Raw genomic sequence first — 21,059 nt, forward strand, 5'->3', positions numbered from 1 at the left:
TGTGTGACTAGCTACGTTCTCTCTCATAATCTTCAAGTCCAAGATTCTTGTGTTCCTGCCCTTGGCTTCGAGGAGCTTGCGATTGCTTTGAAGAATGAAGACGCTTCCTTCACCTCAGTAGAGGCGCTGACACATCCTCATTGGAAGTTGAAAATCGAATCTTCTCTCGATCCTGAGACGTTTGCAAAACGTCTCAGCTCGTCTTGGCGTGCTGTTCGAAAAAGCATGGGTCATGGCACGAACCATGCTGTGATGGCTTTGGGCGGCCGCAAAGACAGCCCCGGCAATCCCGGTGCCCCCCTTCAGGAAGGAGGCTGGGGGGTTGATGTTGTTGAGACCAACGACTCTGATGCGTTTTTAATCGCAATCAATTGGAGCGGGTTGATCTCGGGGCGCCCAGCAGATGGGGTGATTCAGGTGATTGATCAGCAGGGTTGATCAGTCGCTTGTTCTTTAATTTCGGCGCTTACGACTAGATCGCTTGGACGAGCTTTTGCTTGATGTCTCAGTCTTGTTCGCTTTGGGAGAAGCTGCTTTCTTTTGGGACGTCTCTCCTCCGAGTCCTGATCCTGCGGATGCGCCGAAGCCCATGTCGATTGATTCGATTAACAAGCCTTTGCTATGCATTGCCTGGATTGTCCTTGCAAGATGCTTGAGCGGGACTCTGATCACCTGTTGAGAGGAAAGACGAGAGCCCTGCTCAATCGTGGTTTTCACTAAGACGGAAGAAGACTGTGTAGGGCCCATGTGTGCGAATCGAACCTTTCACTAGCCTCTCGCAGTTTTTTCCTTTGGCGAGAGTTGCTTAATTTTCGTTAGAGATTGATTTTGGCCGTCGCTTGTCTCAGCATCCTTCAGACTTAGTGGATTAAGACCCAAAGGTGGCGACAGCGATGAGTGGTGCTTTCGACAATATCCATCCTGGACTGACTCAGCCTGACGCCATCCGAATGCTGTTGATGCCAATCGATCAGTTGGAGTCGCAGAGCGATCCTTACATGGCGGCTGCGCATCTGCTCAATTTTCCTGGTCAATCCACGGAGCAGGCATTGTTGGCTCTTGTTGACGATCAGGACCAGTCTCAGCCGAGGCGTCTGGCGCGTCGTAAGGCTGTGGAAGTTTTAGGTCGCTTGAATTGTCATGGCGCCATCCCTGTAATCGGTCGTTGTTTGAAGAGTGATGATCCCTATCTTGTTGAGAATTCAGCATGGGCTCTCGCTCAACTTGATTGCCAAGTTGATGCATTACACGAAACCATGATTTCGTTGCTGTCCCGTTCTGATCAAAATCAACGTGTCCTAATCCAGAGTTTGGCGAGTCTTCAAGTGGCCTCTGCTGCTGGGGTGATCGAGCCATTGCAGGACAGTGAAAGTCCCGGAGTTCGTGGTGCCGCCATCAGTGCTTGCATCAAGTTGGGCGCCTCCTGTGATCGTCTCGATGAGCTCCAACAGCATTTTTTGCTGCCAAATCAGATGGATCGGCAGTCTGGAATTCAGGATGCGATTGATTGTGGTGCTAGGGATTTACTCCCTGCTATTTTGCAGGCCCCAGTGTCTCCCGTGTTCAGAATGCGGGCGCTTCGTGCGCTTTGGCCAGAAGGGGATTTGATCTTTGGTGAGTTATCGCTGGTTTCAGTCGTGGATGCTCTGCTTAATGATCATCCTAGTCATTTGGAATTGGTCCATGAATATGATCAAGCTCCTGCAAATGAATTTCTGATTCAAGAATTTTTTGGAACGGATTTTAGTCGTTGTTATTTGGCCCTTCAAACTCTCTGTGATCGATCAGCTGTTGAAATATGGCTGCTGCTTCATCAGCGTTGGACTGAGGAAGCTCATAATGATTATGGTGCACACTATTTTTTTGTAAAGCTGTTTGGAAGTCGTTGTGACTGGCCCAAGGAGGCATTGCCTGTTATTGAACAGATCTTAAATGAAGCAATTTTATCTCAACGTCCACAATTCATGAAATCGAAGTCTGCTGCAGTCTTGTCAATGTATCGATTGGGAGTTGGTTTTGAACAAGAAAGGCTCATTCAACTCTTGTCTTCTGATTCGATGCCTTTTTGGGAGGTGAGATATGCTGTTTTGATGCTTTTGTCTGATTCGAAGTTCGATTTGGACCGGGACCGTTGCCTTGAATGCTCAGCCGTTGATCCCCATCCTTTTGTTGCCGCTCGGGCCAAGGCGATGACGAGTGATTCTATTTAGCAGTGGTGATTGCTTTCCTTTTAAACATAAAAAAGGGGCGAAATGATTCGCCCTAAGTCGTTATGGATGAAAAACTCGGCTGAGAATCAGGCGAGTGAATTGATCACATAGTCAAGTGCACCGTTGTACTCGGTGAGAGCCTGGGGGCTCAGGTCACGAGGGGCACAACCGTCGTTACGCATGTGGGTGAAACCAGCAACGTAGGTGCCGGGGTCGATGCTGAGGGCCTTGTAAACCTCACGCTGACCATTGATAGCCAGTTCGTCGAGAGGGCCTGTGCCGCCGACAACCAAGGAGTAGTTGATGAGACGGAGGTAGTGCACGAAATCGCGCTTGCACTTCTCTTTGCCTTCAGTCGCGCACTGGCGAGGCTGGCGGCCGGTGGCGCCGTTGGGGTACTGGGTGTACACAGCGTCAACAGCACGCTGAGCAATCGCATCGTAGTTCTGAGCGATTTTCTCAGCAGCCTCGAGACGGGCAGCAGCGCGTTGCAGGGAACCCTGTACAGCTTCCAAGTCAGAGCTGGTAGGGAAGCGGGATCCGCTGTCAGCGGATCCGATGGCGGTGGTCAGGACAGACTTCATTGATTTTAGAGATGTGTTTGGTTGAAAATCTCAGATGAGCTTCAGCTGATGGCGCTGATCACCATGTCGAAGTAGGAGCCAGCTTCAGCAGACAGAGCGTTGCAATCACCCTGAGTCACAGGCATCTTGCGCTTTTCGCCAGTGCTGTTGTTGGTGTTGGTGATGTGGGCACAGGCAGAAGCCTTCATGATGGCCACAGCACGTGAAGCGGATCCTGAAGGAACGCCCAATGCGGCATAGGTCTCGCGCAGACCATTCAGGCAACGGTCCTGAAGCACGGAGGCATCGCCGGCCAGCAGTGCGTAGGAGACGTAGCGCATGATGATTTCAGCATCACGCAGGCATGCAGCCATTTTGCGGTTGGTGTACACACCACCGTTTGGAGCTGTCAGACCTGTGTTTTCGCAGCAGATGCCTGCGACTGAGTCGGAGACAACGCAGGAAGCGTTACTGGTGATGGCGTTTACAGCGTCGAGACGCTTGTTGCCTTCAGAGATGAATGAGCGAAGCGCGGAAAGCTGATCGCCACCAATGAAGCTGCCGCTGGAATCGGCGGAAACAGCTTGCCTGGAGAATGCGTCGAGCATAATAAAATGCTTACAAGAGGGGGACTTAGATGCGATGCATCACCAAGGGACCGTAACTTCATCTGCCAGCTGAGAATCATTCTTTCCTGGCTTCTCAATACAAGTTTGCACTTAAAATGTAAAGAGAATATGAAGCCTCAGTTCATTTTCTCTAAAACCTGAGTACACGACCACTTCAAGGGCTCCCAGGGGTGGTCCGTTGCGAGTTCTGCGATCAGTGGCTTTTGGTCATCAAGGCGAAGGCGAAGACAGCTCCAAGCAGCCGCGATTCTTGATTTGGAGTATTGAGGGCCGGTTTCTTGAAGGGCTCCTCTCACCAGGTCGCTTCGTTCGTGCAGCTCGAGCAGACCAACGCAGCTGGCCAGGAGATAGTGCACCCCATAGTCGCTTCCCTGGTTCTCCTCAAGGTCGTCGATGAGAGCCAGGCGTTCCGTCGCTGGCATCTCGCATAAGGCTTTGGCGGCTTCGTATTGACGCGCCTCGTCGCGGTGTTGAAGTCCAGCCCGTATCGCTTCTGCTTCTGAGGGAATCGGAGAGGGGTTGGCGAGAGCAAGCGTGCGCGGATCATCCCTCAGGAGCGTTTCAAGCAAGGCGTCTGAATGGGTTTTGTTGATGTCTTCTCTGTTGCCTTCGCTTTGGGCCTTGGTAATGAGGAAGGCGCTTTTGGCCCGTAGCGGCATTGACACGGGACAGCGGGTGAGCGCTTCTAAGGCTGCCAAGTGTTGAGCATCGCCTAAATCAATGACTGCTGCTCTGCGTCGTCCTGGATTGGTGTCTTGTAATTGACTCAGCAATGGCCCCAAGCTTTCGTCTCGATTGGTTAGCCGTAGGGCATGGGCATGGGCCGCTCCTGCGACTAAAGGATTTAAATCTCCGCGCAGTTCCGCAATCACATCGTTGCTATCTGGAAGGTTCAGACGCGTAAAGGCCTGGATAACGGCCCGCTTTTGGTTGTCAGGACCGTTCAGTGCAGTCAGTAATTGCTGCTGCTGGGTTTCGGTGAGTGATGCGCCAATGCGTGCAATGGAATCAACAGCGTTAACGACCGTTGGTTCATCTTGATCAGTCAGAGCCTCAATCAAGACAGGGAGAGCCGTCTTTTGTTTTCGTCTGCCCAGAGCTTCAAGAGCTTTTCGTCGGGTGATTCGTTCATAGAGGTCATCGCTTTCCTTTGATGCAACCTCAATCAATCGGTCAAGAGACTGTTGCGATGTGCAGGCTCCTAGGCGTGAGGCAGCTAAGTACTTAACACCGGGATTATCGAGTTGGCTTGGATCACTAATAATGAGATTGAGAGCATTCTCCTCACTCATTCCCGAAAATAATGTGTCAAAGCGCTCACTCATTGCCTACAGGGAAGAATGGGATTTTGATGCCGGCACTTGTCTAAATGCCCGACGAGGCCAGAGCCTTTGGCTCGGGTTGATCCTTTTCTCTATAGTAGTGGTCAGCCTCATTGGTGAATGAATGTGACGTCCGCATCTTCTGCATTGAGCGAGATCAACCGCTTTGTCAAAGCATTTGATTTGGATGATGCTCTGAATACTATTTCCAGTATCGAGGATCTCAAAAAACTTCTCGTGGATTTTGATAGCCCGCTTTCCGGATCGTTAATCCCACTTGAGCAGGCAACGCGGACCCCAAAGATTCTTGTTGACTCTGGTACAACTCAGCTGGGAATCCCATGGAGAACGCTTCAGTGTCCTGGTGGCCCTATTGTTCTACAAATGATTTGCGAAAAAGTTAATTTTGCCCTTTGGATTGAGGAGTGTTGAGTATGTCATCGTCTGAACTTGATCGGTTTATCCAAGCTGTCGTTGATGATCACGGCATTGCGACTGGAATTAAGCCTCTTGCTACCCATTATGATCTCGTCGCTTATGCAAACATCAGGGGCTTCTCAATCACATTGGTTGAATGGGGAAGGCATCTTGCGATGGATTGGCTTCAATCTGCCGATGCAGAATTGGAATTGCTTCAGCTTGCCGACCCTGCCCATTGGAGTTGGGCTTTTAGGCAACTGTCGAGTTGGCGTCCTTTGTTAATGGAAGGCACCCTTTCTGAGGGGTTGTTGGGAACGATCAATTTTGCCTCCATCTCTGAGTCCGATGATCAAAATGGGCTTAAGGGAACGGATGCTGTTGCTCAGCAAGAAAAGCCCCTCACGGATGCTGAGCGAGATGCAGCCCTGGAATCTTTCATTGAAATGCTTAAAAGTAGGCCTGATTTAAAAGATCAAGTGAAGTTTGCACGGGATCAGGATGCAGTGATTGAACTTGCGAATGCACAAGGCTTTCCGGTTGATTCGTTGACATTATTACGTCGTTGGAACAAGGTATCTGACTTCTCCAAGCCGACTTGGTTTGGTTGGTTTGACGAGTAATTTATTTAGCTGATTTCTGCATAACGAGTTTGCGATGTTCCGCGCTTTGCCCAATAGGTCACAATGGCTTCTCCCCCTGGCCGGGGGACTGGAGCATTGGCTCGAAGAATTTTGAATGTTCGGTTGGGTCCCATTGGCCAATTGCCTGCAGCTGAAACGGAACGAATTCTGCCACCAAGTAATTCAATACAACGCTCAAACTTTTCGAGTTGACTTTGATCAACAGTCTCGAAAATAAAATCTGTTCCAACACAAATCAAGTGTTGCGACCGGATCCAAGCTTTTAATTGTTTTTCCGCATCTAGCGCGGACATTCAAACCACATGCTTGCTTGATTAACCATCTTATCGAAGCCAGTCGAGGTTTAGAGAGTCGCCAAGGGATGTCACTCGTTTGAATTTTAAGGGTCCGTGTTCGGAACCCCATTTTTGCGCATGGGTTTCTGGATCAAAACCGCGATCACGGCTAACCCAAGTTGTGCTGTCTACATCAACCTCGCTGATCAGATAGGTCAATTGCCCATCGCGCGGGACCAAACACTTGTGGCCTGGCTCCACTTCTCCCCGATAACATCCAGTTTCGACTTCATGAAAATGCATATCACATCCACAGCGCGGTGTGAGGGACTCCACTTTGAGGCTTCGGAGTAAGTCTGGACGCTGTCCTGAGCCGGCAAGCCTTAGTGAATCAGCAAATCCAAAATTTTCAACAACAAAGATATCTTGAATTTGCTGGAGTCGATGAATCCCTTGTCGATAGGGACTCCATGGATCATGATCGTAGCTTTGTTCTGAGTAGAAGCCAGGTCCTTTTAAGGTTTCCCATGGTAGGGGCCTGAAATAGATATTAATGTGAGCGAAGTCTTTTGGGTTGTCCTGAGATTGCTCAAAATTGCTGTAATGTCCAGCCAGTGTTTTGGCAAATCTCAATAATGCTTCTTTAGAGCTCATCGATTATTGATGTAGTTACTGAATGTTTAAGCGCCTTACTTCTGATGCAAATGAAGTTTGTAGGATTCCCGAGCCTGCGGATGTACGAAGGACGGAGGACCGACAGCGCACGTTTTCTGATACAAACCAAATCCTTTCTTCTGCAATGGATTGCTCATATTGAGTCTTGAGCAGAAAGGTGCCATCTTCGAGGAATTTATAGTCGGAAACTGCGAATTCAGATTCTGCGTACCCTACGCTTCTGATGATTTTCCCTTCGGTCTCGTTGATGGCGAGGGGAACAAGGAGGCAAGACCCAGATGTGACATCGCTTGGATCGTCAGGTTCCCAATCACTTTCTGCTTTCCATTCCATTTGAAATGGGCAGGTTGCGGTTGCCTTGGAATCTAAGTTTGATGATTTGATTAGTTCTTGAATACTGCTAGAAAAAGGATCAACTCTTTTGATCTCTACTTCACTTAGCACGTCTTCAAATTGTTGGAAGGCTAGAGAGTGCCCAGAGCGCATCGAGCGCCATTTGCCTTCGCTTTGATGGACGAAAGTCTCAATATTCATTCAGGTGTGCATCAATCGTTGCCGAGGTGGCAGACGGATGAGGTTGATTGATATGCACCATATTCACCATGGAGTCAATCATCATTGACATGGCCATAGGAACGCCAGAAACAGAATCATGAAAACTCTCGTTTTGCCCTGATGTTTTCCTGTTGGAAGTGTTTCTAAAGATTGGCATGTCGTTTGGAGTGATTGAAGGTGCTAACGGCTTTGGCTGGGAAAACGCCAGATTGGGCCCTGTGAACGACCAAGGCCCAATCATGACCGATTCGATCTGCTCAATGAGCAAATCTCTCTAAGGGTTAAGCATTCGCAATAGAGATGATGCGACCGCGCTGGGCTTGGATGCTTCTGATCGTTGTGGACAGGGAGTTGTAGCTGACAACTGATCTTTGGGCTGAACGACGCGCCGTTCCGAGCTGCACACGTGACGTCCAAATGATCGTGTAGCGACCACCACCGCCAACGGCCTTCCGAGCACCAGCGGCTGTTGGATTGGTGTTCGAAGCAATGCTGCTCAGCAAAATTGATGTTTTGCTTCCATCAAAGCCTGCATAGCCAGGGTCAATGGCGATGTTGCGTTGGTAAGCAACGGTGGTTTCGCCAACCACTGATTTGGCTGTTCTGGCATAGGGAACCGTGTCGATCCCAAAATTCTTGAGATACTCGTCGCTGTAGGTGTAGCTAGCGATCTCAGCTTCAAATCCCTCTGTGGCAAGTCTGTTGACGTGCTCGCTGATCTCAGCCTGATTGCGTGGAGGACGTCCCATCAGGTGCTTGAAGTTCAGTTCGACGAAACGATAGGGATTGTTGGGCTCGAGCGTGTAACGCCGATAGGTCTCGGATTGAGCCAAGGAAGTGATCAGCCCCTGAACGGTGAGATCACCGTTCATGAACAACGCATCGATGGAAGGACAAACATCCAGCTCCATCAGATAACGGTTGCCGAACACCTGGCGATAAGCGGCTTTGAGAACAACGGAGGCTTGTTCGGTGTCTTGGTTTGCGGCGCAGGTGAGGGTCAGAGGGGCAGTCATTGTTGGGGGGAGGGAAAAAGAAGGCTTCATCACAGACGGGGGTCGGATGAAGCCAATGTGCGTCGAAGAAGTTGGAAGGGATGGGTGAATCCCTCCTTAGGTCACATCACCTCGGTGATGGAGACGATCCGACCTCCGCGGCGGTGGATGTACTTCATCTGGCTGGTCATGTCCTTTCCAGAAACCAAGTAGCTGGCATTGGGAGTCCTTTGGCGTCCACCTGCGGGTTGTGCTTGCACAACGATGCGGAACCGTCTCTTGGTGGGATCAGGGGAGCCAGCAATCGCGCTATTGCGGTTGCTGCGGACGGTTGTTGTGCGCCATCCACTGGGCACAGTCTTGGTGGCGACTGAGGTGACAAGGGACGAGCTGTTCGCTACGGAGTCGCTTGCTGCATAGCCTTCAGAGAGAGACAGATGGCGGTTGAAGGCCAGCTGGGAGCGTCCTTGCTCGGAGAGGATGCGCATGTAAGGAACGGTGTCCTCACCAAACGTGCTCTGGTATTCGGCGCTGTCGATGTAGCTATTGATTTCTGCTTCGTATCCTTCGTTTGCAAGGATTTGGATGTGCTCGCTCACCTCTGCTTGTGAGATTGGCGCACGTCCCAAAATGTGCTTGAAGTTCAGTTCAACGAAGCGGTAGGGAGCATTCGATTCAAAGAAACGACGAACGTATTCGGAAGACAAACAGATCCCACGAACCAACTCACGGGTGCTGTAGTAGCCCTCGGTGAACTTGCTTTCAGCAGCCAAGGCCCTCTCTGACTCCATCAAATGGGGATTGCCCATGACCTGGCGGTAGGCAGAACGGATCAATGCGTTGATTTGGTCCGCAGTGTCACCAGGGCAGCGTTGGAACACTTCCTGTTCCCGCTGACCAAGACCGAAGCCCACGTATGCATCGCCACGGGCTGGCATCGAGTCGCCGCCATCGCTGGACTTGCGCACCTTGGAGCTGAATTTGACATTGGTTCCAGAGCCGCTGCTCTTGGCTCCACGGGAAGAGGAGACGGAGCTGGGAAGCTGAATGTATGGAACGGCACCACGTGCGAGTGTGTTGCTCAGCTGACTGCGGGCGCCAACAGCACTGTCGCTGATGGCAAAGCCACGCTCAAGAGCAGCGATATTGACAAAGCTGCTTGTGGGGATACCAGCCGCAGACGTGAATGAACGGGTGTAGGGAACAACGTCGTTGCCGAACACTTCAGCGTATTCAGCCGAATCAACGATGAAATCAATCACCGCATCGTGACCAGCGCTTGCTAGCAAGGTGATGTGCGCTGACATCTCTCCTTGAGAAAGAGGAGGACGACCAAGCAAATGCTTGATGTTCAGTTCAACGCCCCGCATGGGTGCGACGCCTTGGAAGAAACGCGCGCGATAAAACTCAGTTTTTGCGAGTGCCCGCACGAATTCGCGAACGTTCCGTTCGCCATTGCAGAACTGAGCCTCCAATTCTCTCGAGCGCTCATGTTCCATCACATGGGCATTGCCATAAACCTGGCGGTAGGCGGCATTGATCGCAGCTTCGAGCCCAGCTGCGTCATCGACGGCATAACGCTGCATCGTTCCGCCATGGGGACAATCTTCGTGATTGCGAGGGCCTATCGCAATTTTCATTGAGGCGCAGGATTGACGCAGAAACTCAGCGTTGCTCAGGGCTGGCTTGTTTGCTGCATTGCGATTCCTGCTGAATGAGACAGGGTTCGAATTGAGGGAGCTGGCTCCGAAACCTTGAGAGGCAGACATGGGGGGTTGAGGGAGAGGGAAGGGAGAGGTGGTCGCTGGGGGCGACGGCAAACTAAGGATTGGCGAGACAGGCAATCGCCAATCCAGGATTAGGTTCAGTTCGAGGGGGTGATGCTGGCGATCTTTCCGCCTTCGGCATGAATGCGTTTGAATTGCTCAGAGAGCTTGTCGAAGGGGACGTAATACACACGGTTTGAGCGGGTGTATCGAGAGATGCGGCGCACATTGTTGGCGCTGTATCCAGTGACTTCGACCCGATAGGTCTTGCCTTCGTCGCCAGCGCCAACGCCAAGGCGTGTTGGCGCATCCTGGAGATTCTTGGACGGTCGGAAACTCCAGCCCTGGGTCTCGATAGAGGAGGGTGGAACGACAGCCAGAGGGCGGTTCTGATAGGCAGCACCACCCAACTTGCTGGTAATTCCTGAGAGGTCGCCTTTCAAGCTGCTGCTGCTATTGCCGCGCAGAAGCTGGAAGCTCCAGGTGAACTCCTGCATGGTGGTGCAGCTTTCGGTCTTCCATCCCCGCTGATAAGGAACAGTCCATTCACCAAAGGTGTTTTGGTAATCGTCTGAGTCGAGGAAGCTGTCGATATCGGCGCTAAAACCCTTACTATCCAGGCGTTCGGCGTGAGTGCGCATCTCCTGGAAATCCACAGGAGCACGACCAAGAAGATGGCGAAAGGCCAGTTCGATATAGCGATAACGAGGACAGGCATCAAAAAAGCGAGAGCTGTAAAGCTCGCTCTTGGCAACGACGCGAACAAACTCGCGAACACTGATTTCGCCAAGTTTGAACTGGGATTCGGCTACGAGCTGACGCTCGCTGTCCATCACGTAGGCATTGCCGAGTACCTGCTTGTACACGGCTGTGATGATTTGCTCCTTCTTGGCGTCTTCATCGCCTGGAATCAGTTCAAGGGGAGCTTCGCTCTCTGCGGAGAAGCGCTCAACGCCGAGTAACGAAGCGGGACCGAAAGGCATAGAGCTCGCTGGGTGTTCGCTCTATATGTTCTGACAACCCTTTTCTCAGCAGGGCGATTCTTTATAAAGCTCAATCAATTGTGTTGGAGTGTTGCGTGACATGACCATTTTGGCTTTGCTTCGGCAGCTGGGCTGATAAGTGGTAGTCACCGAAACTGTCGCGAAAGCTAGTTCAGGACAGTGATTCAAGCGCTTCACGCGTGTTTTTACGCGTCATTGGGTTCCAGCAGTCCAGCTCGAGATAAGGACGGGCCCGCAAGGCTCCTAATTGCTCTGCTAGACCCTTGCACAAAGAAAAGTCGGCGCCTTTGATCGACTCCACGCCCTCAAGTCCGGCATCCGTCAGGTCCGCTCCACGAAAGTCTGCGTAGTCGAGTTGGCAACCACCGAAGCGTGCCCCTCGGCAGCGGGCACCCCGCAGCACGGCGTGACGCAGGTCGGCTCCGACGAGGCGAACATCATCGAGCAGGGTTCCACTGAGATCGGCACCACTCAGGTAGGTGCCCATCAAAGAGGCGCCGCGTAAATCCATGCCCCGTAAGTCTGTTCCGTTTAGAAACGCTCCATTGAGCTTGGCTCCAGGTCCAACCGCTCCTGAGCTGCGCACTTCAAACCTCTCAGGCCAGATTGTGGCTCTGTCGTAGCGGGCTAAACGCAAATCAGCGCCCTCGAGGTTGCAGCCAGATAGGTCGCAACCGCGCAAATCAACGCGACAGAGAGCTGCTCCGCTGAAATCAGTGGTTCCCAACGATTGCCCTCGCCAGTTAGCTCCTCTGGCATCGGTCGTCCCTGAGGCAAAAGCCTCAGGGAGCGTTTGTTCTGGGGGTAGCCAAGAAGAGAGCTCAAGCTCAGCGGTCACGGCAATTAACGGGTGCTGAGCATTGAGCCTGCCACGATGATCAGCACGCGTAGGACTTCGACACTGCCAACCACGGCCAGGCCCAGCCAGAACTTCTTAACCCAGGCTGGTGGCTCTTTGATCCATGCGGGAGTGACACCGCCGCCAGACATGTCGCGGGTTTGCAGTTTTTGTTTCCACTGCATGTCACGCCAGTCGCTCCCATAACGCGGGAAGCGCTGATAGATCGGCATTTCGCCGGTTGCGGCGCCGGGTATGACTCTTGATCGCTGGTTTGGAACTTGGTCGTAGCCAAACGAATCCATGTATTCGCTGCTGTCGAGTACAGCGTCGACAAAGCCAGCAAACCCGCGATTGCCAATCACAATCGACCAGCTCAGGCGTTCACCGTCTCCATGAACAGGGCGCCCAAGAATTCTTCCAACAACCTGGTCCACGAGGCGGTAATTGCTGTTGCAAGACACATATCCCTCGGTGAAGCGCCGGGAGAGCAACAGGCCGCGAATGAAGTCGCGCATCGTGATGCTTCCGTTGCGCAGTTGCGACTCAAGAAAGGGATCTCTGTCTGCCTTCATGGCATGAAAGAACACTTGCCTGTAGGCGCTTTCTATTTGGTTTGTGAGAGACGTCCAGTTCTCTCCGTTCGCTGCTGCTGCGATCACAGTTTGATCGAGAGGTGCCTCCAGGCCGCCAAGATCGCCAACGCGTTGGTTTTGGCTGGTGAGGGGGTAGTCAAGCCGTGGCAGAGGCATTAGGTGCTAATACTCATGAGCAAGGTCGATATTCTCGTTCGATGTTTCCGATGAGGTGGTGTTTCCTTTGTCTCTCTTTACGTTCTTAAGATTTTTAAATCGGCTGCGTGTGATCGAGCTGAAATGCGCTCATTTTTTCGATGAGGTGGTTTAGGGCGCTTTCCAGCAAGTCCACATCGTGATTGGCCCCAGCGTGGGAATAGGCCTTGCATGCCAAATCGCGAAGCTGGGTGAGGGCGACCAGTAAGGCAGGGACAGGGACCTTTAGAACGTCGTAGAGCTCTTGCATGGCGTCGAGCCCAGCAGGATCGGTAAACCTTGTCTCGCCTGCGGCAACGGCATAGAGGCTGATCCTTAAGAAGTGAAAGCAATCACGCCAGCAAGCATCAGCACGCTCCTGAGGGAAAAGAGCTCCCCCGGGTTGTACGAGACCTGGTTGTTGCGTGAGGAGTGCTTCCCGAGCGCTGTCAACCAAACCAGGAACTTCGCTTTGCAGCTGGATCAGCAGAGCTGGCTTCACGCCAGAGTGCTGGCAAGCAGCGGTGATTTCTTCCGCCGTTAGGAGCCTCGTCTCATGGTTTGCTTGAGCCAGGGTGGCTCTGAGATCACTGTTGAGCGATTGGCGATCTAGCAGGCCAAAAATCTGCGCTCGTTGGGCTAAGGCCCGAATCTGTTCGGAAGATAGGGGCGAGGTCATGCCGTGATGGCCGGACTTAAAAGCTGCTCATCAATGATCGGCGAAGCGGTGAGCCAGCCGTGCCTCTCTAAATAAAAAGCCCATGTGATCTCTGCCCCAAGGCCAGGGCAGTGGCCTGGTAAAGCTTTGGCAATGTCAACGGGAACGCCCAGTTCGCTCAATAAAGGGACGATCCCTTCAGACGAGTCGATGCTGGTTGACCGAATCGCAGCACCAACAACCCAGGTGAGGCGCGTTGCATCGAGAGCATCCCGGTTGCTCTCGCAGGCCAAAAGAACGTTGCCTGGTTCTTTCAGGCCCAGCAGGGTGTCTCTCCAAAGCTTGAGGTCGTCAGCTTTGAGGTTGATCCTCAACACCCCATCTCCAATGGAGTGTTGACATTCATTTTCAGGTTGAATCTTTTGGATCAGAGCTCTGATCGCGGAATCGGCTGCACCGTTCATCACAACAGCTCAGATCGAAGAATCTTATCTCTGCTCCTTAAAGGCGTTGAGGATGGCAGCACGTTGCCTTGCGAAAGGTACCAGCCGTTGGTGCAGGCGTCTCCTTCAAGAGGTTTGAGATCACTGTGGACAAGTTGTTTGTGATCGATACCATCGGCTTCCGATGAGCTCGGAGTTCACGCCAATGACCATTTCTAGTCAAGACATGGTTCAGCAGTTGAGCGGACAACTGCACTTGGTCAGTGAGATTGCAGAATCTTTGACGCTCAGATTGCTTGCACTCGAAGAGCGATTTCACGAACTCTCAGAGAAGTTGGACTCTGTTGAGCCGGAACAAGCTGATGATTCCGATAGCTTTTTATTGCTCGCTGATAGCAGTGACCGTCTCGTGCAACTCCGCGGTTTGCTGAATGAGCAAGCAAAAGATGAGTCGCATGGCGAGGCGCCTCGACTCGAGGTGGTGATCGATTCTCATGTCGACTCAGACAACGACATGGAGGCGCCGGAGGATTTTGGTCTGGAACAAACTGTGCATGTCAACGATTCACAGGAACTGCCCTCAGAATGCGTGGATCCAGACCTCGAACAGAGCGACGAACTGCTGTCAGCTTGAGTGGCTTGCTCCATCCAGGTTGAGCAAGCGAACCCTAAAAATTGCGATCTGACGAGCTTGCTCGGGCTCAGCCTGGAGGAAGGGATGGTCCTCCATCTTTTCAATGACTGCATCGATACGTTGATCAATCGAAAGATCAGCAAATTGCTCAGCTTTGGCTAGGTGCTTCCAGGTTCGGTCGAACACCATCGCAAATCCGTCGGGATTATTGAAAGTGCGATCGTCATCGATCGGTACGCGAATCATCGACTGTTGCTTGCAAATGTCAGAACCCAGATTTGAATTGGGGGCGTTTCGACAATTTGCCCCTTCAAGCATTCAAATTGGTTGAGCAGTCATGCCGAAAAGCGCCTAGGAGGCGTTTCCCTTGCTGCTGATCCACCTCTCCCCAGCCGAAAGGCATGGTGTCGGGTAGGCCCATGGCACTTCTGAGGGGTGCATGGACCGAACAACTCTATGCCTCGCTCGAGTCTGCAGGGTTCATGCGCCGATGCCAGGCCTCGAGCTTCTTTGCATCGATTCAGGCGGCAAGAATGGTGCTCATCCATCCAAATCATTTTTATTGGTAGAACGAATATGATGAAATGTTTTTGGATTAGACGTGGTGGAGTGAGTTTTTGCGCTTGGCTTTAGCGCTTGTTTCTAGCGCTTCATATAAGCATTGGCGTATTGATCAATAACGCTTGGGTCATAATGGTGGGATGACAAGACTTCGGTGATTCTATGGGCCATGGCCCTCGATGTTGCTGAATATCGATTGCCTAATGGTTTAAGTTTTTTCCCTTGATCTCTCAATGTAGGAATTTTGCTGGCTTGATACTGCTCTTCCGCTAGATCGATCATGTCTCCACTGCTGTTCTCAAGCCACCAGTGATAATCATCAGTTTCTTCAAGCTTGCGCGAACCTCTGATGCAGTCAAAGTCTTTCCAAAAAAAGCGATGTAACGTATGCATGACAAACAAGTGCCACCCTCTCGTTTGATGGGGCGAAGCATGGGGAGAGCCTTTTGAGGACTGCTTTTGAGCTTCTTCTGCTTGGAAGGATTCGCCAAACTCCCTTTCGATCTCAAGAGTGGAGTGCAACCATTTTTTCCCTTTAGCTCTCTTTTCTTGAAGCAATCCCATTGGATTGATATAGAGGTCGAGGAAGCACTGAGAGATCGTGAGGATGTTTCGATCTGTTGAAGGAATGGAGAGATCACCGCTGCAAAATTGATCTGATGGAAAGAGTCCATCTGTATGGGGCTTTAAGACCCTCTTCCCGTCAATGTAAAGATGACCAGATCGGCTCGAAAGAAGAAAACCCATATGGTTTGGTTAAAGCTTCCCTGATTGAATTAATATTCCAAGTTTACCTTGTGGCTGCTCGATTTTATTGGTTTTTCAAGGACTTCTAGGTGTCTCATCCATTGATGTTATTCCGCCCATCTTATTCTGCCCATCCTTCGTCGAGCGACGGGCCTCACCCCAGGCTTTGATCGGCCACAGGCTCTAGATGAAACAGGAACAGTGCAAGTGGGACCGATTGTTTGAATGCTTGGTAGGAGAGGGGGTGCCGCCTCGTTCTCTTCAGATTACTGAGCTGTTCCAGCCAAAAACCTGAACCATTTGTGCCCTCAGTTGTGCGGTTGTTTCCAGCGCAGGAGAAAGGCTGCGTTCTCGTTGAGGGCTTTGCTTCATGACATAGTCGAGGTCCTGTAAAAGCATGGAATTCATGTTCATAGCAAGGATGCACTGTGCATTCTCGCAGTGATTCTGCTTTGTATCGTTGTACATGGACACAACATCTTTGATGTAATCAATGAAGACCTTTCTTGACTGTTCCATTGTTAAGACCTGCTCTTGATTCCATCCAAGAAATGCAATGAGTTGATGGCATGAGCTAAAAGCAGCAACGGTGTGCTCGGTTTCTTTGAAGTATGTTTTGATGAATGCAGCGATGTTGGCGATGCAAAATTGCATTCCAAACACCATGCTATCGGCTTGTTCTAAATCATCTTGAATTCTGTCCCAAGTGATGCGCGCAATGCGGTCGTCTGGCTGCATCTCAGCTAGCGCTGCCAATTGGAGCGACCTTGAAATAAGTTCTTTATTTAGCTTGCTATTCATGGATCTCTAGTAAACACGATGTTTGATGACATCACTCATGAGGCTAAGTACCTCTGCTGCTGATTGGTCATGGCTGAGCCGAGGGAGGGTGTCTGATGATCTTGAGTCTGCTCTGGCCCAATTGTGCATGAGCCAACGCAGGAGCATCGTTTTTCATGCGCAACTGTTTTCATGCGCAACTGTGGAGAATGTCATTGCGTGAAAATTTGGCGGTTGAAGATGATATTCGGCTTGTGGGAATCTCTCAAGCTCTAGCGCAGTTGCTTCTGTCATTGCCTTATGGGTGAGTTGGTCTGGGTCCTGCCCCTTCATTCAAGGGTTCAGGCGTTTCATCGCTCTATTGCTGAGGTCATGAAAGAAGGCGAGCCAATTCTCGGATTGTTCGCGTCTGCAAGGCATGGCGTGACGACTTCGGAATCCATTGGTGTGACCGCTTCAGCAAGATGGGTTCTACAGCGTTTGGTTTATGACATACGAGCAAGAGGTCATCATTAAGTGCGCCATCAAGGGCGTCCTTGGCGGTCTTGACAGGAAAATGACGTCTGAGGAGCTTGATGAGTTGCTGAACGGCTCACAGGATTGGAGAAAGCATTTGGTGATTGAGGAGATCACAGAGGTGGCCACCATCCATGCAGGGCGCCGTCGTCCAGAAATCGACTAGCTGTTATGGCTCTGCCGTTGTACGAGCGACCCCAAATCAGGTAGCAGGTTGGCGATTGGCAGCACGCCTACAGCTTCCAATGCCCATGGAGAGGTGACTCCATTGCGTCGATCAAGATTCAGTCAATGCCAGGACCCAGATTTGAACTGGGGACACGGCGATTTTCAGTCGCCTGCTCTACCAACTGAGCTATCCCGGCACGTCGTTTTCACGACAACGGAATCTTAAATCACGGGGTGCGCCCCAGACAGATCAATCCCCTGACCTCAAACCCAGCATGTTTCAACGTCTTCAATGCTTCTTGGGCCGTGGCTCCACTGGTGAGGATGTCGTCGACAATCCATGTGGGCCTTGCGGCAACGCAGCTGGATCGGTGGTCTGGATCGATGGCGAAGGCAGATTTCATGTTCACAAGCCGCTGACGACGACTGAGGTGGTGTTGCCCCACGGTGGGCCGACAACGTTTCAGCAGTGTCTTGGTGGTGCGTCCAAGGCTTTGGCAGATCAATGCCGGCAGAGGATTGGCTCGTTTTTCCGCTTTCCAACTGGGGATCGGAACCAAAAGAGCCCTTGCCGGAAGGGTTGGCTGTAGAGCGAAGGTGATGGCCTTCAGGACTGATAAATCTTGATTGAGCCTCAGGCGCAGGATGTGTCGGCGAAGCTCTCCTCGATACCAACCGGCCGCGTTGAAGCGAACAGGAGTGATGCCTCGCAGGCCAAATTCCACAAGGCCGAGCTTTTGCGTGCACTCACTACAGGGATGATCCGCTTGTGGACGGGGTTGGATGGCCTTCTTGCAAATCGGACAAAAAGGCACAACGAACAGGTCTTTCAGGCAATCGTGAAGTGCGACTAGCAAAGCGTCAGAACGACTGCCTTCAGGATTCCCCTTTGCTTTCGTCAGACGGCATGGCTCTCAGCATGGCCACCATGGTGCGGTGGGCGTCCTCACTGTCAGTGAGGGTGTGATCAAACGGGATCCGGACGGTTTTTCCGTCTACTTCAAGGCTCATCGCATCAGGGCTGACGGCCGTCATGGTGGCGTTGTTAGCAGCACTCACTCCTCCGTAATGGAGGGCGTACTGAAGCACTGCATCGCCATGGTCATCGTTCATGTGACGACAGATGCGTTCGCTAACAGCGGGGGTAAGCGGATCAGCGGTCATGGTTGAAGAAGAGAAGGGTTAAGAGCGGGGGATTGACTTAGCTAAAGCGTTGCCAGAGCAGAAGGGCGAGCCGAAACCCGCTGAATCCCACATATCCGGCAAGCACGATGAACAGGCCAATGGCAAGGCCGTCACGAAGTCGGTTGGGCAAGGGTTCGGGGATGCTGCCTTAATTCTCCCCTAGATGGATCGTCTTGTCTGGTGCTTGTACAGCCTGAAGAGCTAAACGAGCAACTCCGGCGGCTGGAGGTGTGTTGCAACTGCGGATCGGAACCCCGAGTTGGCGCTCGCGCAGGCGACGCCATTGAGGATTGCGCGCTCCACCACCAAGGGTCACGATCTTCTTGGGAGGATCAGCTCCAAGGCTTGTGAGGCGTTGCCATCCCGCCTGTTCGATTTGCGTTAACCCCTCTAAGAGGCCATGCAGATAGAGGGCATCGCTGACTGGGCGGGGCGTCAGGATGGGTTCAAGCTGGGGGTCATCAACGGGGAAGCGCTCTCCGCATCTTGGAAGGGGGCGCAGCTTTAAGCCGCTGTTCTGATCTGGATCGATCTGACGGCTCAGTTCCGCGAGGTCGATGTTGGGAAAGAGTTGGTGCAGCACGGCAGCCCCAGCATTGGAGGCTCCTCCGCATAACCAACGCCCTCCCACGCGATGGGTGGAGGTTCCTGGACCTGGAGCGAGGGGCTGATCGGTGAACCGCTTGAGCACCAAGGTGCTTCCCAGCACTGTGATGCCCTCGTCGTCGTCAGCATCAGCCGTGAGAACAGCCGCGTTGGCGTCGGTTGTCCCGGCAACGACCAGCAAGTTCTCTGGCAGGTCTAGATCTTTCGCGCGTTGGGGCGCCAGGGGGCCAAGCACGGAGCCGCTGGTTCGAATATCTGGAAGTGCATCCCACCAGGGTTGGCTGATGAAAGTGTCTGGCCAGGCATTTTGGCCGAGGTCCCATCCCAGTCGAAGGTTGTTGCCTTCCTCCCCATAACTCCAATTTCCAAGAAGCCATCCGCTGATCCAGTCGGCTTGATGGCGGAGCAAGAGAGGGGCTTGATGTTGATCGACAAGGTGCAGCGCTCGCGCGAGGCTTCCACTGGCGCTTGAAGCTGGTCCACCCTGTGGAATCAAGGCGCGGAGCTGCTCAACGGCGTTTGGGCATGCGAGCGAATAGGGCATGGCCTCAGCAAGGGGCAGGCCCTGTTGATCACAGGCGAGCAAAGTTCCTGAGGTGCCGTCCACCGCGATGGCTTTGAGGCGATGTCGGTACTCGGGCTTGAGGCGCCCGATCAATGTGCAACATCGGTCGCGCCAATCAAAGGGGTTATGCAGACCGATTTGGTATGGAACACTTTCAGTCTGGAGCAGGGCACAGCTGCTGTCGATGACAGCAATGCGGACCCCGCTGGTGCCTAGGTCAATGCCGAGCACCAGCGGATCTTGGCTCATGGTCTTGCGTTTACAGACTGTTGCCGGCTTGGATGCGGTTCGCTTCCGCTTGCTTTAGGGCTGCAGCCTTGTCATTGACGTCTTCCCAGGGCAAGTTCAGATCGGGGCGACCAAAGTGTCCATAGGCAGCTGTATCGCGGTAAAAGCGACCACCGTTGAGGGAAGGCATTTCCCGCAGCTTGAACTGCTCGATGATGGCACCAGGACGCAGGTCAAAATGCTCTTGTACGAGGTCGGTGAGTTCCGCATTGGACACCTTGCCTGAGCCGAAAGATTCCACAAGGATCGATACCGGCTTGGCCACGCCAATGGCGTAGCTCAGTTGAACTTCTGCACGATTCGCAAGACCTGCGGCTACCAGTGCTTTTGCTACGTAGCGGGCGGCATAGGCAGCGGAGCGATCCACCTTGGTGGGATCTTTGCCGGAGAAAGCGCCGCCGCCGTGACGGGCGTAGCCGCCGTAGGTGTCGACGATGATTTTCCGTCCCGTGAGACCGGCATCACCCTGAGGCCCGCCGACCACGAATTTGCCGGTGGGGTTGACCAGATAGCGGCAATTGGCCCGATCGGGCTTCAGAGGGAGGTCTGCTGTCGCTGGCAGCACCACGTGAGTCCAGAGGTCTTCGCTGATGCGATTGCGCACCTCCTGCTCGTCGGTTAGGCCCGTCACCTCGGCGGTGTGTTGGGTTGAGATCAGAATGGTGTCGATCTCGACGGGTTTGTCGTTTTCATAGACCACGCTCACCTGGGTCTTGCCGTCAGGCAGCAGGTAATCGAGGGTGCCGTTGTGGCGAACTTCGGCCAGACGCCTAGCAAGCCTGTGGGCAAGGCTGATGGGCAAAGGCATCAGCTCTGGAGTTTCATTGCAGGCGTAGCCAAACATGATTCCCTGATCGCCGGCGCCGACCTTGTCGAGGGGATCGCCTGCGTGATCATCCGCTTCATCAACGCCCTGGGCAATATCAGGGGATTGCTGATCAAGGGCGACCAGGACGGCACAGCTCGTGGCGTCAAAGCCACCGGCCCGCGCCCCGCTGTAGCCGATATCCCGAATCACATCGCGTACGAGATGGATGAAATCCACCTGGGCTTTGGAGGTGACTTCGCCCGTGATCATGCAAAGACCGGTATTCACAACCGTTTCGCAGGCCACCCGGCTCGTGCTGTCTTGGGCTAGGAGAGCATCCAGGACGGCATCACTGACTTGATCGCAGATCTTGTCGGGATGGCCTTCCGTCACGGATTCGGAAGTGAAAACGTATCGACTCATAAGGGTTTCGGGCG

The 21,059-nt window shown here is 52.7% G+C and carries 27 protein-coding genes and 1 tRNA gene; 6 read left to right on the plus strand and 22 right to left on the minus strand.

The genetic code is table 11. The features are described from left to right. The first annotated feature begins 3 nt into the window (after nt 1–3). On the plus strand, nt 4–438 hold the full coding sequence (locus SynROS8604_RS03155; protein WP_186545098.1) for a DUF2656 family protein: 435 nt from the start codon (nt 4–6) through the stop codon (nt 436–438). Nucleotides 439–950: 512 nt separating this feature from the next. Beyond that, the gene (locus SynROS8604_RS03160) at nt 951–2,210 is read left to right on the plus strand and encodes a HEAT repeat domain-containing protein (protein WP_255445163.1); all 1,260 of its coding nucleotides are present in this window, start codon (nt 951–953) and stop codon (nt 2,208–2,210) included. Nucleotides 2,211–2,296: 86 nt separating this feature from the next. Here SynROS8604_RS03160 and mpeA read toward each other — a convergent pair whose 3' ends face one another. The 3 genes from mpeA to SynROS8604_RS03175 all read right to left on the minus strand — a co-directional run bounded on the left by mpeA (nt 2,297) and on the right by SynROS8604_RS03175 (nt 4,727). Next, nucleotides 2,297–2,794 carry a class 2 C-phycoerythrin subunit alpha gene (gene mpeA / locus SynROS8604_RS03165; RefSeq protein ID WP_006854887.1) on the minus strand — a complete coding sequence of 166 codons (498 nt, stop codon included), beginning with the start codon at nt 2,792–2,794 and terminating at the stop codon, nt 2,297–2,299. A gap of 41 nt (nt 2,795–2,835) precedes the next feature. Beyond that, nucleotides 2,836–3,381, minus strand: coding sequence for a bleomycin hydrolase (locus tag SynROS8604_RS03170; RefSeq protein ID WP_006854888.1), 546 nt, complete (start codon nt 3,379–3,381; stop codon nt 2,836–2,838). A 137-nt stretch (nt 3,382–3,518) separates the two neighbouring features. Then, complete coding sequence (locus tag SynROS8604_RS03175) at nt 3,519–4,727, minus strand: HEAT repeat domain-containing protein (RefSeq protein ID WP_186545099.1); 1,209 nt, start codon at nt 4,725–4,727, stop codon at nt 3,519–3,521. Between the two features lie 117 nt (nt 4,728–4,844). On the opposite strand from SynROS8604_RS03175, the gene SynROS8604_RS03180 reads away from it, so the two are divergent. Then, entirely contained in the window at nt 4,845–5,156 is a 312-nt protein-coding gene (locus SynROS8604_RS03180) for a hypothetical protein (RefSeq protein WP_186545100.1), read from the plus strand. A gap of 2 nt (nt 5,157–5,158) precedes the next feature. Next, nucleotides 5,159–5,764: a Nif11-like leader peptide family natural product precursor gene (locus SynROS8604_RS03185; RefSeq protein WP_186545778.1), complete on the plus strand. Its 606-nt coding sequence runs from the start codon at nt 5,159–5,161 to the stop codon at nt 5,762–5,764. Nucleotides 5,765–5,769: 5 nt separating this feature from the next. On the opposite strand, the gene SynROS8604_RS03190 is transcribed toward SynROS8604_RS03185, so the two are convergent. From SynROS8604_RS03190 to SynROS8604_RS03240, 11 genes are all read right to left on the minus strand, one after another. Beyond that, nucleotides 5,770–6,078, minus strand: coding sequence for a hypothetical protein (locus tag SynROS8604_RS03190; protein ID WP_006854892.1), 309 nt, complete (start codon nt 6,076–6,078; stop codon nt 5,770–5,772). 30 nt (nt 6,079–6,108) lie between these two features. Further along, complete coding sequence (locus SynROS8604_RS03195) at nt 6,109–6,714, minus strand: chromophore lyase CpcT/CpeT (protein WP_186545101.1); 606 nt, start codon at nt 6,712–6,714, stop codon at nt 6,109–6,111. Nucleotides 6,715–6,729: 15 nt separating this feature from the next. Beyond that, nucleotides 6,730–7,269: a phycobiliprotein lyase gene (locus tag SynROS8604_RS03200; RefSeq protein ID WP_186545102.1), complete on the minus strand. Its 540-nt coding sequence runs from the start codon at nt 7,267–7,269 to the stop codon at nt 6,730–6,732. Next, nucleotides 7,259–7,558: a hypothetical protein gene (locus SynROS8604_RS03205; RefSeq protein WP_222930126.1), complete on the minus strand. Its 300-nt coding sequence runs from the start codon at nt 7,556–7,558 to the stop codon at nt 7,259–7,261. The genes SynROS8604_RS03200 and SynROS8604_RS03205 overlap by 11 nt, the downstream gene beginning before the upstream one ends. Nucleotides 7,559–7,571: 13 nt before the next feature. Further along, entirely contained in the window at nt 7,572–8,306 is a 735-nt protein-coding gene (locus SynROS8604_RS03210; protein WP_006854895.1) for a phycobilisome rod-core linker polypeptide, read from the minus strand. Nucleotides 8,307–8,407: 101 nt separating this feature from the next. Next, nucleotides 8,408–10,054 (minus strand): phycobilisome rod-core linker polypeptide, encoded by a 1,647-nt coding sequence (locus SynROS8604_RS03215; protein ID WP_186545103.1) that lies wholly within the window; start codon nt 10,052–10,054, stop codon nt 8,408–8,410. A gap of 95 nt (nt 10,055–10,149) precedes the next feature. Further along, nucleotides 10,150–11,034: a phycobilisome linker polypeptide gene (locus tag SynROS8604_RS03220; RefSeq protein WP_186545104.1), complete on the minus strand. Its 885-nt coding sequence runs from the start codon at nt 11,032–11,034 to the stop codon at nt 10,150–10,152. Nucleotides 11,035–11,206: 172 nt separating this feature from the next. Next, a complete protein-coding gene (locus tag SynROS8604_RS03225; RefSeq protein ID WP_186545105.1) occupies nt 11,207–11,893 on the minus strand; it encodes a pentapeptide repeat-containing protein in 687 nt (228 codons plus the stop codon). Between the two features lie 5 nt (nt 11,894–11,898). Next, nucleotides 11,899–12,645: a phycobilisome rod-core linker polypeptide gene (locus SynROS8604_RS03230; RefSeq protein WP_186545106.1), complete on the minus strand. Its 747-nt coding sequence runs from the start codon at nt 12,643–12,645 to the stop codon at nt 11,899–11,901. A 94-nt stretch (nt 12,646–12,739) separates the two neighbouring features. Then, entirely contained in the window at nt 12,740–13,342 is a 603-nt protein-coding gene (locus SynROS8604_RS03235) for a phycobilisome polypeptide (protein ID WP_186545107.1), read from the minus strand. Beyond that, entirely contained in the window at nt 13,339–13,785 is a 447-nt protein-coding gene (locus SynROS8604_RS03240; protein WP_186545108.1) for a hypothetical protein, read from the minus strand. The genes SynROS8604_RS03235 and SynROS8604_RS03240 overlap by 4 nt, the downstream gene beginning before the upstream one ends. A gap of 184 nt (nt 13,786–13,969) precedes the next feature. Here SynROS8604_RS03240 and SynROS8604_RS03245 point away from each other — a divergent pair, with 184 nt between their 5' ends. Beyond that, a complete protein-coding gene (locus tag SynROS8604_RS03245) occupies nt 13,970–14,398 on the plus strand; it encodes a hypothetical protein (RefSeq protein WP_255445164.1) in 429 nt (142 codons plus the stop codon). On the opposite strand, the gene SynROS8604_RS03250 is transcribed toward SynROS8604_RS03245, so the two are convergent. The 3 genes from SynROS8604_RS03250 to SynROS8604_RS03260 form a co-directional block, all read right to left on the minus strand. Further along, nucleotides 14,390–14,644 (minus strand): hypothetical protein, encoded by a 255-nt coding sequence (locus SynROS8604_RS03250; RefSeq protein ID WP_006854903.1) that lies wholly within the window; start codon nt 14,642–14,644, stop codon nt 14,390–14,392. The two genes, SynROS8604_RS03245 and SynROS8604_RS03250, sit on opposite strands and share 9 nt — an antisense overlap. 396 nt (nt 14,645–15,040) lie before the next feature. Further along, the gene (locus SynROS8604_RS03255) at nt 15,041–15,706 is read right to left on the minus strand and encodes a hypothetical protein (protein ID WP_186545110.1); all 666 of its coding nucleotides are present in this window, start codon (nt 15,704–15,706) and stop codon (nt 15,041–15,043) included. A gap of 261 nt (nt 15,707–15,967) precedes the next feature. After that, a complete protein-coding gene (locus SynROS8604_RS03260; RefSeq protein WP_186545111.1) occupies nt 15,968–16,507 on the minus strand; it encodes a hypothetical protein in 540 nt (179 codons plus the stop codon). A gap of 466 nt (nt 16,508–16,973) precedes the next feature. Here SynROS8604_RS03260 and SynROS8604_RS03265 point away from each other — a divergent pair, with 466 nt between their 5' ends. Continuing rightward, complete coding sequence (locus tag SynROS8604_RS03265; protein ID WP_006854908.1) at nt 16,974–17,168, plus strand: hypothetical protein; 195 nt, start codon at nt 16,974–16,976, stop codon at nt 17,166–17,168. A 126-nt stretch (nt 17,169–17,294) separates the two neighbouring features. Here SynROS8604_RS03265 and SynROS8604_RS03270 read toward each other — a convergent pair. From SynROS8604_RS03270 to metK, 5 genes are all read right to left on the minus strand, one after another. Continuing rightward, nucleotides 17,295–17,367: transfer RNA gene (locus SynROS8604_RS03270), tRNA-Phe, on the minus strand. A 30-nt stretch (nt 17,368–17,397) separates the two neighbouring features. Next, nucleotides 17,398–18,027, minus strand: a complete 630-nt coding sequence (locus SynROS8604_RS03275; protein WP_186545112.1) for a ComF family protein — start codon at nt 18,025–18,027, stop codon at nt 17,398–17,400. Nucleotides 18,028–18,046: 19 nt separating this feature from the next. Continuing rightward, nucleotides 18,047–18,334 (minus strand): DUF2470 domain-containing protein, encoded by a 288-nt coding sequence (locus tag SynROS8604_RS03280; RefSeq protein ID WP_186545113.1) that lies wholly within the window; start codon nt 18,332–18,334, stop codon nt 18,047–18,049. Nucleotides 18,335–18,503: 169 nt separating this feature from the next. Then, nucleotides 18,504–19,775, minus strand: coding sequence for an FGGY-family carbohydrate kinase (locus SynROS8604_RS03285; protein ID WP_186545114.1), 1,272 nt, complete (start codon nt 19,773–19,775; stop codon nt 18,504–18,506). 10 nt (nt 19,776–19,785) lie between these two features. Further along, on the minus strand, nt 19,786–21,045 hold the full coding sequence (gene metK, locus SynROS8604_RS03290) for a methionine adenosyltransferase (RefSeq protein WP_186545115.1): 1,260 nt from the start codon (nt 21,043–21,045) through the stop codon (nt 19,786–19,788). Nucleotides 21,046–21,059: the final 14 nt, after the last annotated feature.

Origin of the sequence: Synechococcus sp. ROS8604 (assembly GCF_014279655.1) — a bacterium.
Taxonomy (GTDB): domain Bacteria; phylum Cyanobacteriota; class Cyanobacteriia; order PCC-6307; family Cyanobiaceae; genus Synechococcus_C.

Excerpts from the sequence above, each read along its gene's own strand:
- mpeA (WP_006854887.1), bottom strand. The coding sequence starts at position 2,794 with ATGAAGTCTGTCCTGACCACCGCCATCGGATCCGCTGACAGCGGATCC.
- SynROS8604_RS03280 (WP_186545113.1), bottom strand. The coding sequence starts at position 18,334 with ATGACCGCTGATCCGCTTACCCCCGCTGTTAGCGAACGCATCTGTCGT.
- SynROS8604_RS03285 (WP_186545114.1), bottom strand. The coding sequence starts at position 19,775 with ATGAGCCAAGATCCGCTGGTGCTCGGCATTGACCTAGGCACCAGCGGG.
- SynROS8604_RS03200 (WP_186545102.1), bottom strand. The coding sequence starts at position 7,269 with ATGAATATTGAGACTTTCGTCCATCAAAGCGAAGGCAAATGGCGCTCG.
- SynROS8604_RS03245 (WP_255445164.1), top strand. The coding sequence starts at position 13,970 with ATGACCATTTCTAGTCAAGACATGGTTCAGCAGTTGAGCGGACAACTG.
- SynROS8604_RS03160 (WP_255445163.1), top strand. The coding sequence starts at position 951 with ATGCTGTTGATGCCAATCGATCAGTTGGAGTCGCAGAGCGATCCTTAC.
- SynROS8604_RS03265 (WP_006854908.1), top strand. The coding sequence starts at position 16,974 with ATGACATACGAGCAAGAGGTCATCATTAAGTGCGCCATCAAGGGCGTC.
- SynROS8604_RS03170 (WP_006854888.1), bottom strand. The coding sequence starts at position 3,381 with ATGCTCGACGCATTCTCCAGGCAAGCTGTTTCCGCCGATTCCAGCGGC.
- SynROS8604_RS03260 (WP_186545111.1), bottom strand. The coding sequence starts at position 16,507 with ATGAATAGCAAGCTAAATAAAGAACTTATTTCAAGGTCGCTCCAATTG.
- SynROS8604_RS03250 (WP_006854903.1), bottom strand. The coding sequence starts at position 14,644 with ATGATTCGCGTACCGATCGATGACGATCGCACTTTCAATAATCCCGAC.
- SynROS8604_RS03210 (WP_006854895.1), bottom strand. The coding sequence starts at position 8,306 with ATGACTGCCCCTCTGACCCTCACCTGCGCCGCAAACCAAGACACCGAA.
- SynROS8604_RS03230 (WP_186545106.1), bottom strand. The coding sequence starts at position 12,645 with ATGCCTCTGCCACGGCTTGACTACCCCCTCACCAGCCAAAACCAACGC.
- SynROS8604_RS03215 (WP_186545103.1), bottom strand. The coding sequence starts at position 10,054 with ATGTCTGCCTCTCAAGGTTTCGGAGCCAGCTCCCTCAATTCGAACCCT.
- SynROS8604_RS03220 (WP_186545104.1), bottom strand. The coding sequence starts at position 11,034 with ATGCCTTTCGGTCCCGCTTCGTTACTCGGCGTTGAGCGCTTCTCCGCA.
- SynROS8604_RS03240 (WP_186545108.1), bottom strand. The coding sequence starts at position 13,785 with ATGAACGGTGCAGCCGATTCCGCGATCAGAGCTCTGATCCAAAAGATT.
- SynROS8604_RS03190 (WP_006854892.1), bottom strand. The coding sequence starts at position 6,078 with ATGTCCGCGCTAGATGCGGAAAAACAATTAAAAGCTTGGATCCGGTCG.
- SynROS8604_RS03235 (WP_186545107.1), bottom strand. The coding sequence starts at position 13,342 with ATGACCTCGCCCCTATCTTCCGAACAGATTCGGGCCTTAGCCCAACGA.
- SynROS8604_RS03185 (WP_186545778.1), top strand. The coding sequence starts at position 5,159 with ATGTCATCGTCTGAACTTGATCGGTTTATCCAAGCTGTCGTTGATGAT.
- SynROS8604_RS03255 (WP_186545110.1), bottom strand. The coding sequence starts at position 15,706 with ATGGGTTTTCTTCTTTCGAGCCGATCTGGTCATCTTTACATTGACGGG.
- SynROS8604_RS03175 (WP_186545099.1), bottom strand. The coding sequence starts at position 4,727 with ATGAGTGAGCGCTTTGACACATTATTTTCGGGAATGAGTGAGGAGAAT.
- SynROS8604_RS03195 (WP_186545101.1), bottom strand. The coding sequence starts at position 6,714 with ATGAGCTCTAAAGAAGCATTATTGAGATTTGCCAAAACACTGGCTGGA.
- metK (WP_186545115.1), bottom strand. The coding sequence starts at position 21,045 with ATGAGTCGATACGTTTTCACTTCCGAATCCGTGACGGAAGGCCATCCC.
- SynROS8604_RS03180 (WP_186545100.1), top strand. The coding sequence starts at position 4,845 with ATGAATGTGACGTCCGCATCTTCTGCATTGAGCGAGATCAACCGCTTT.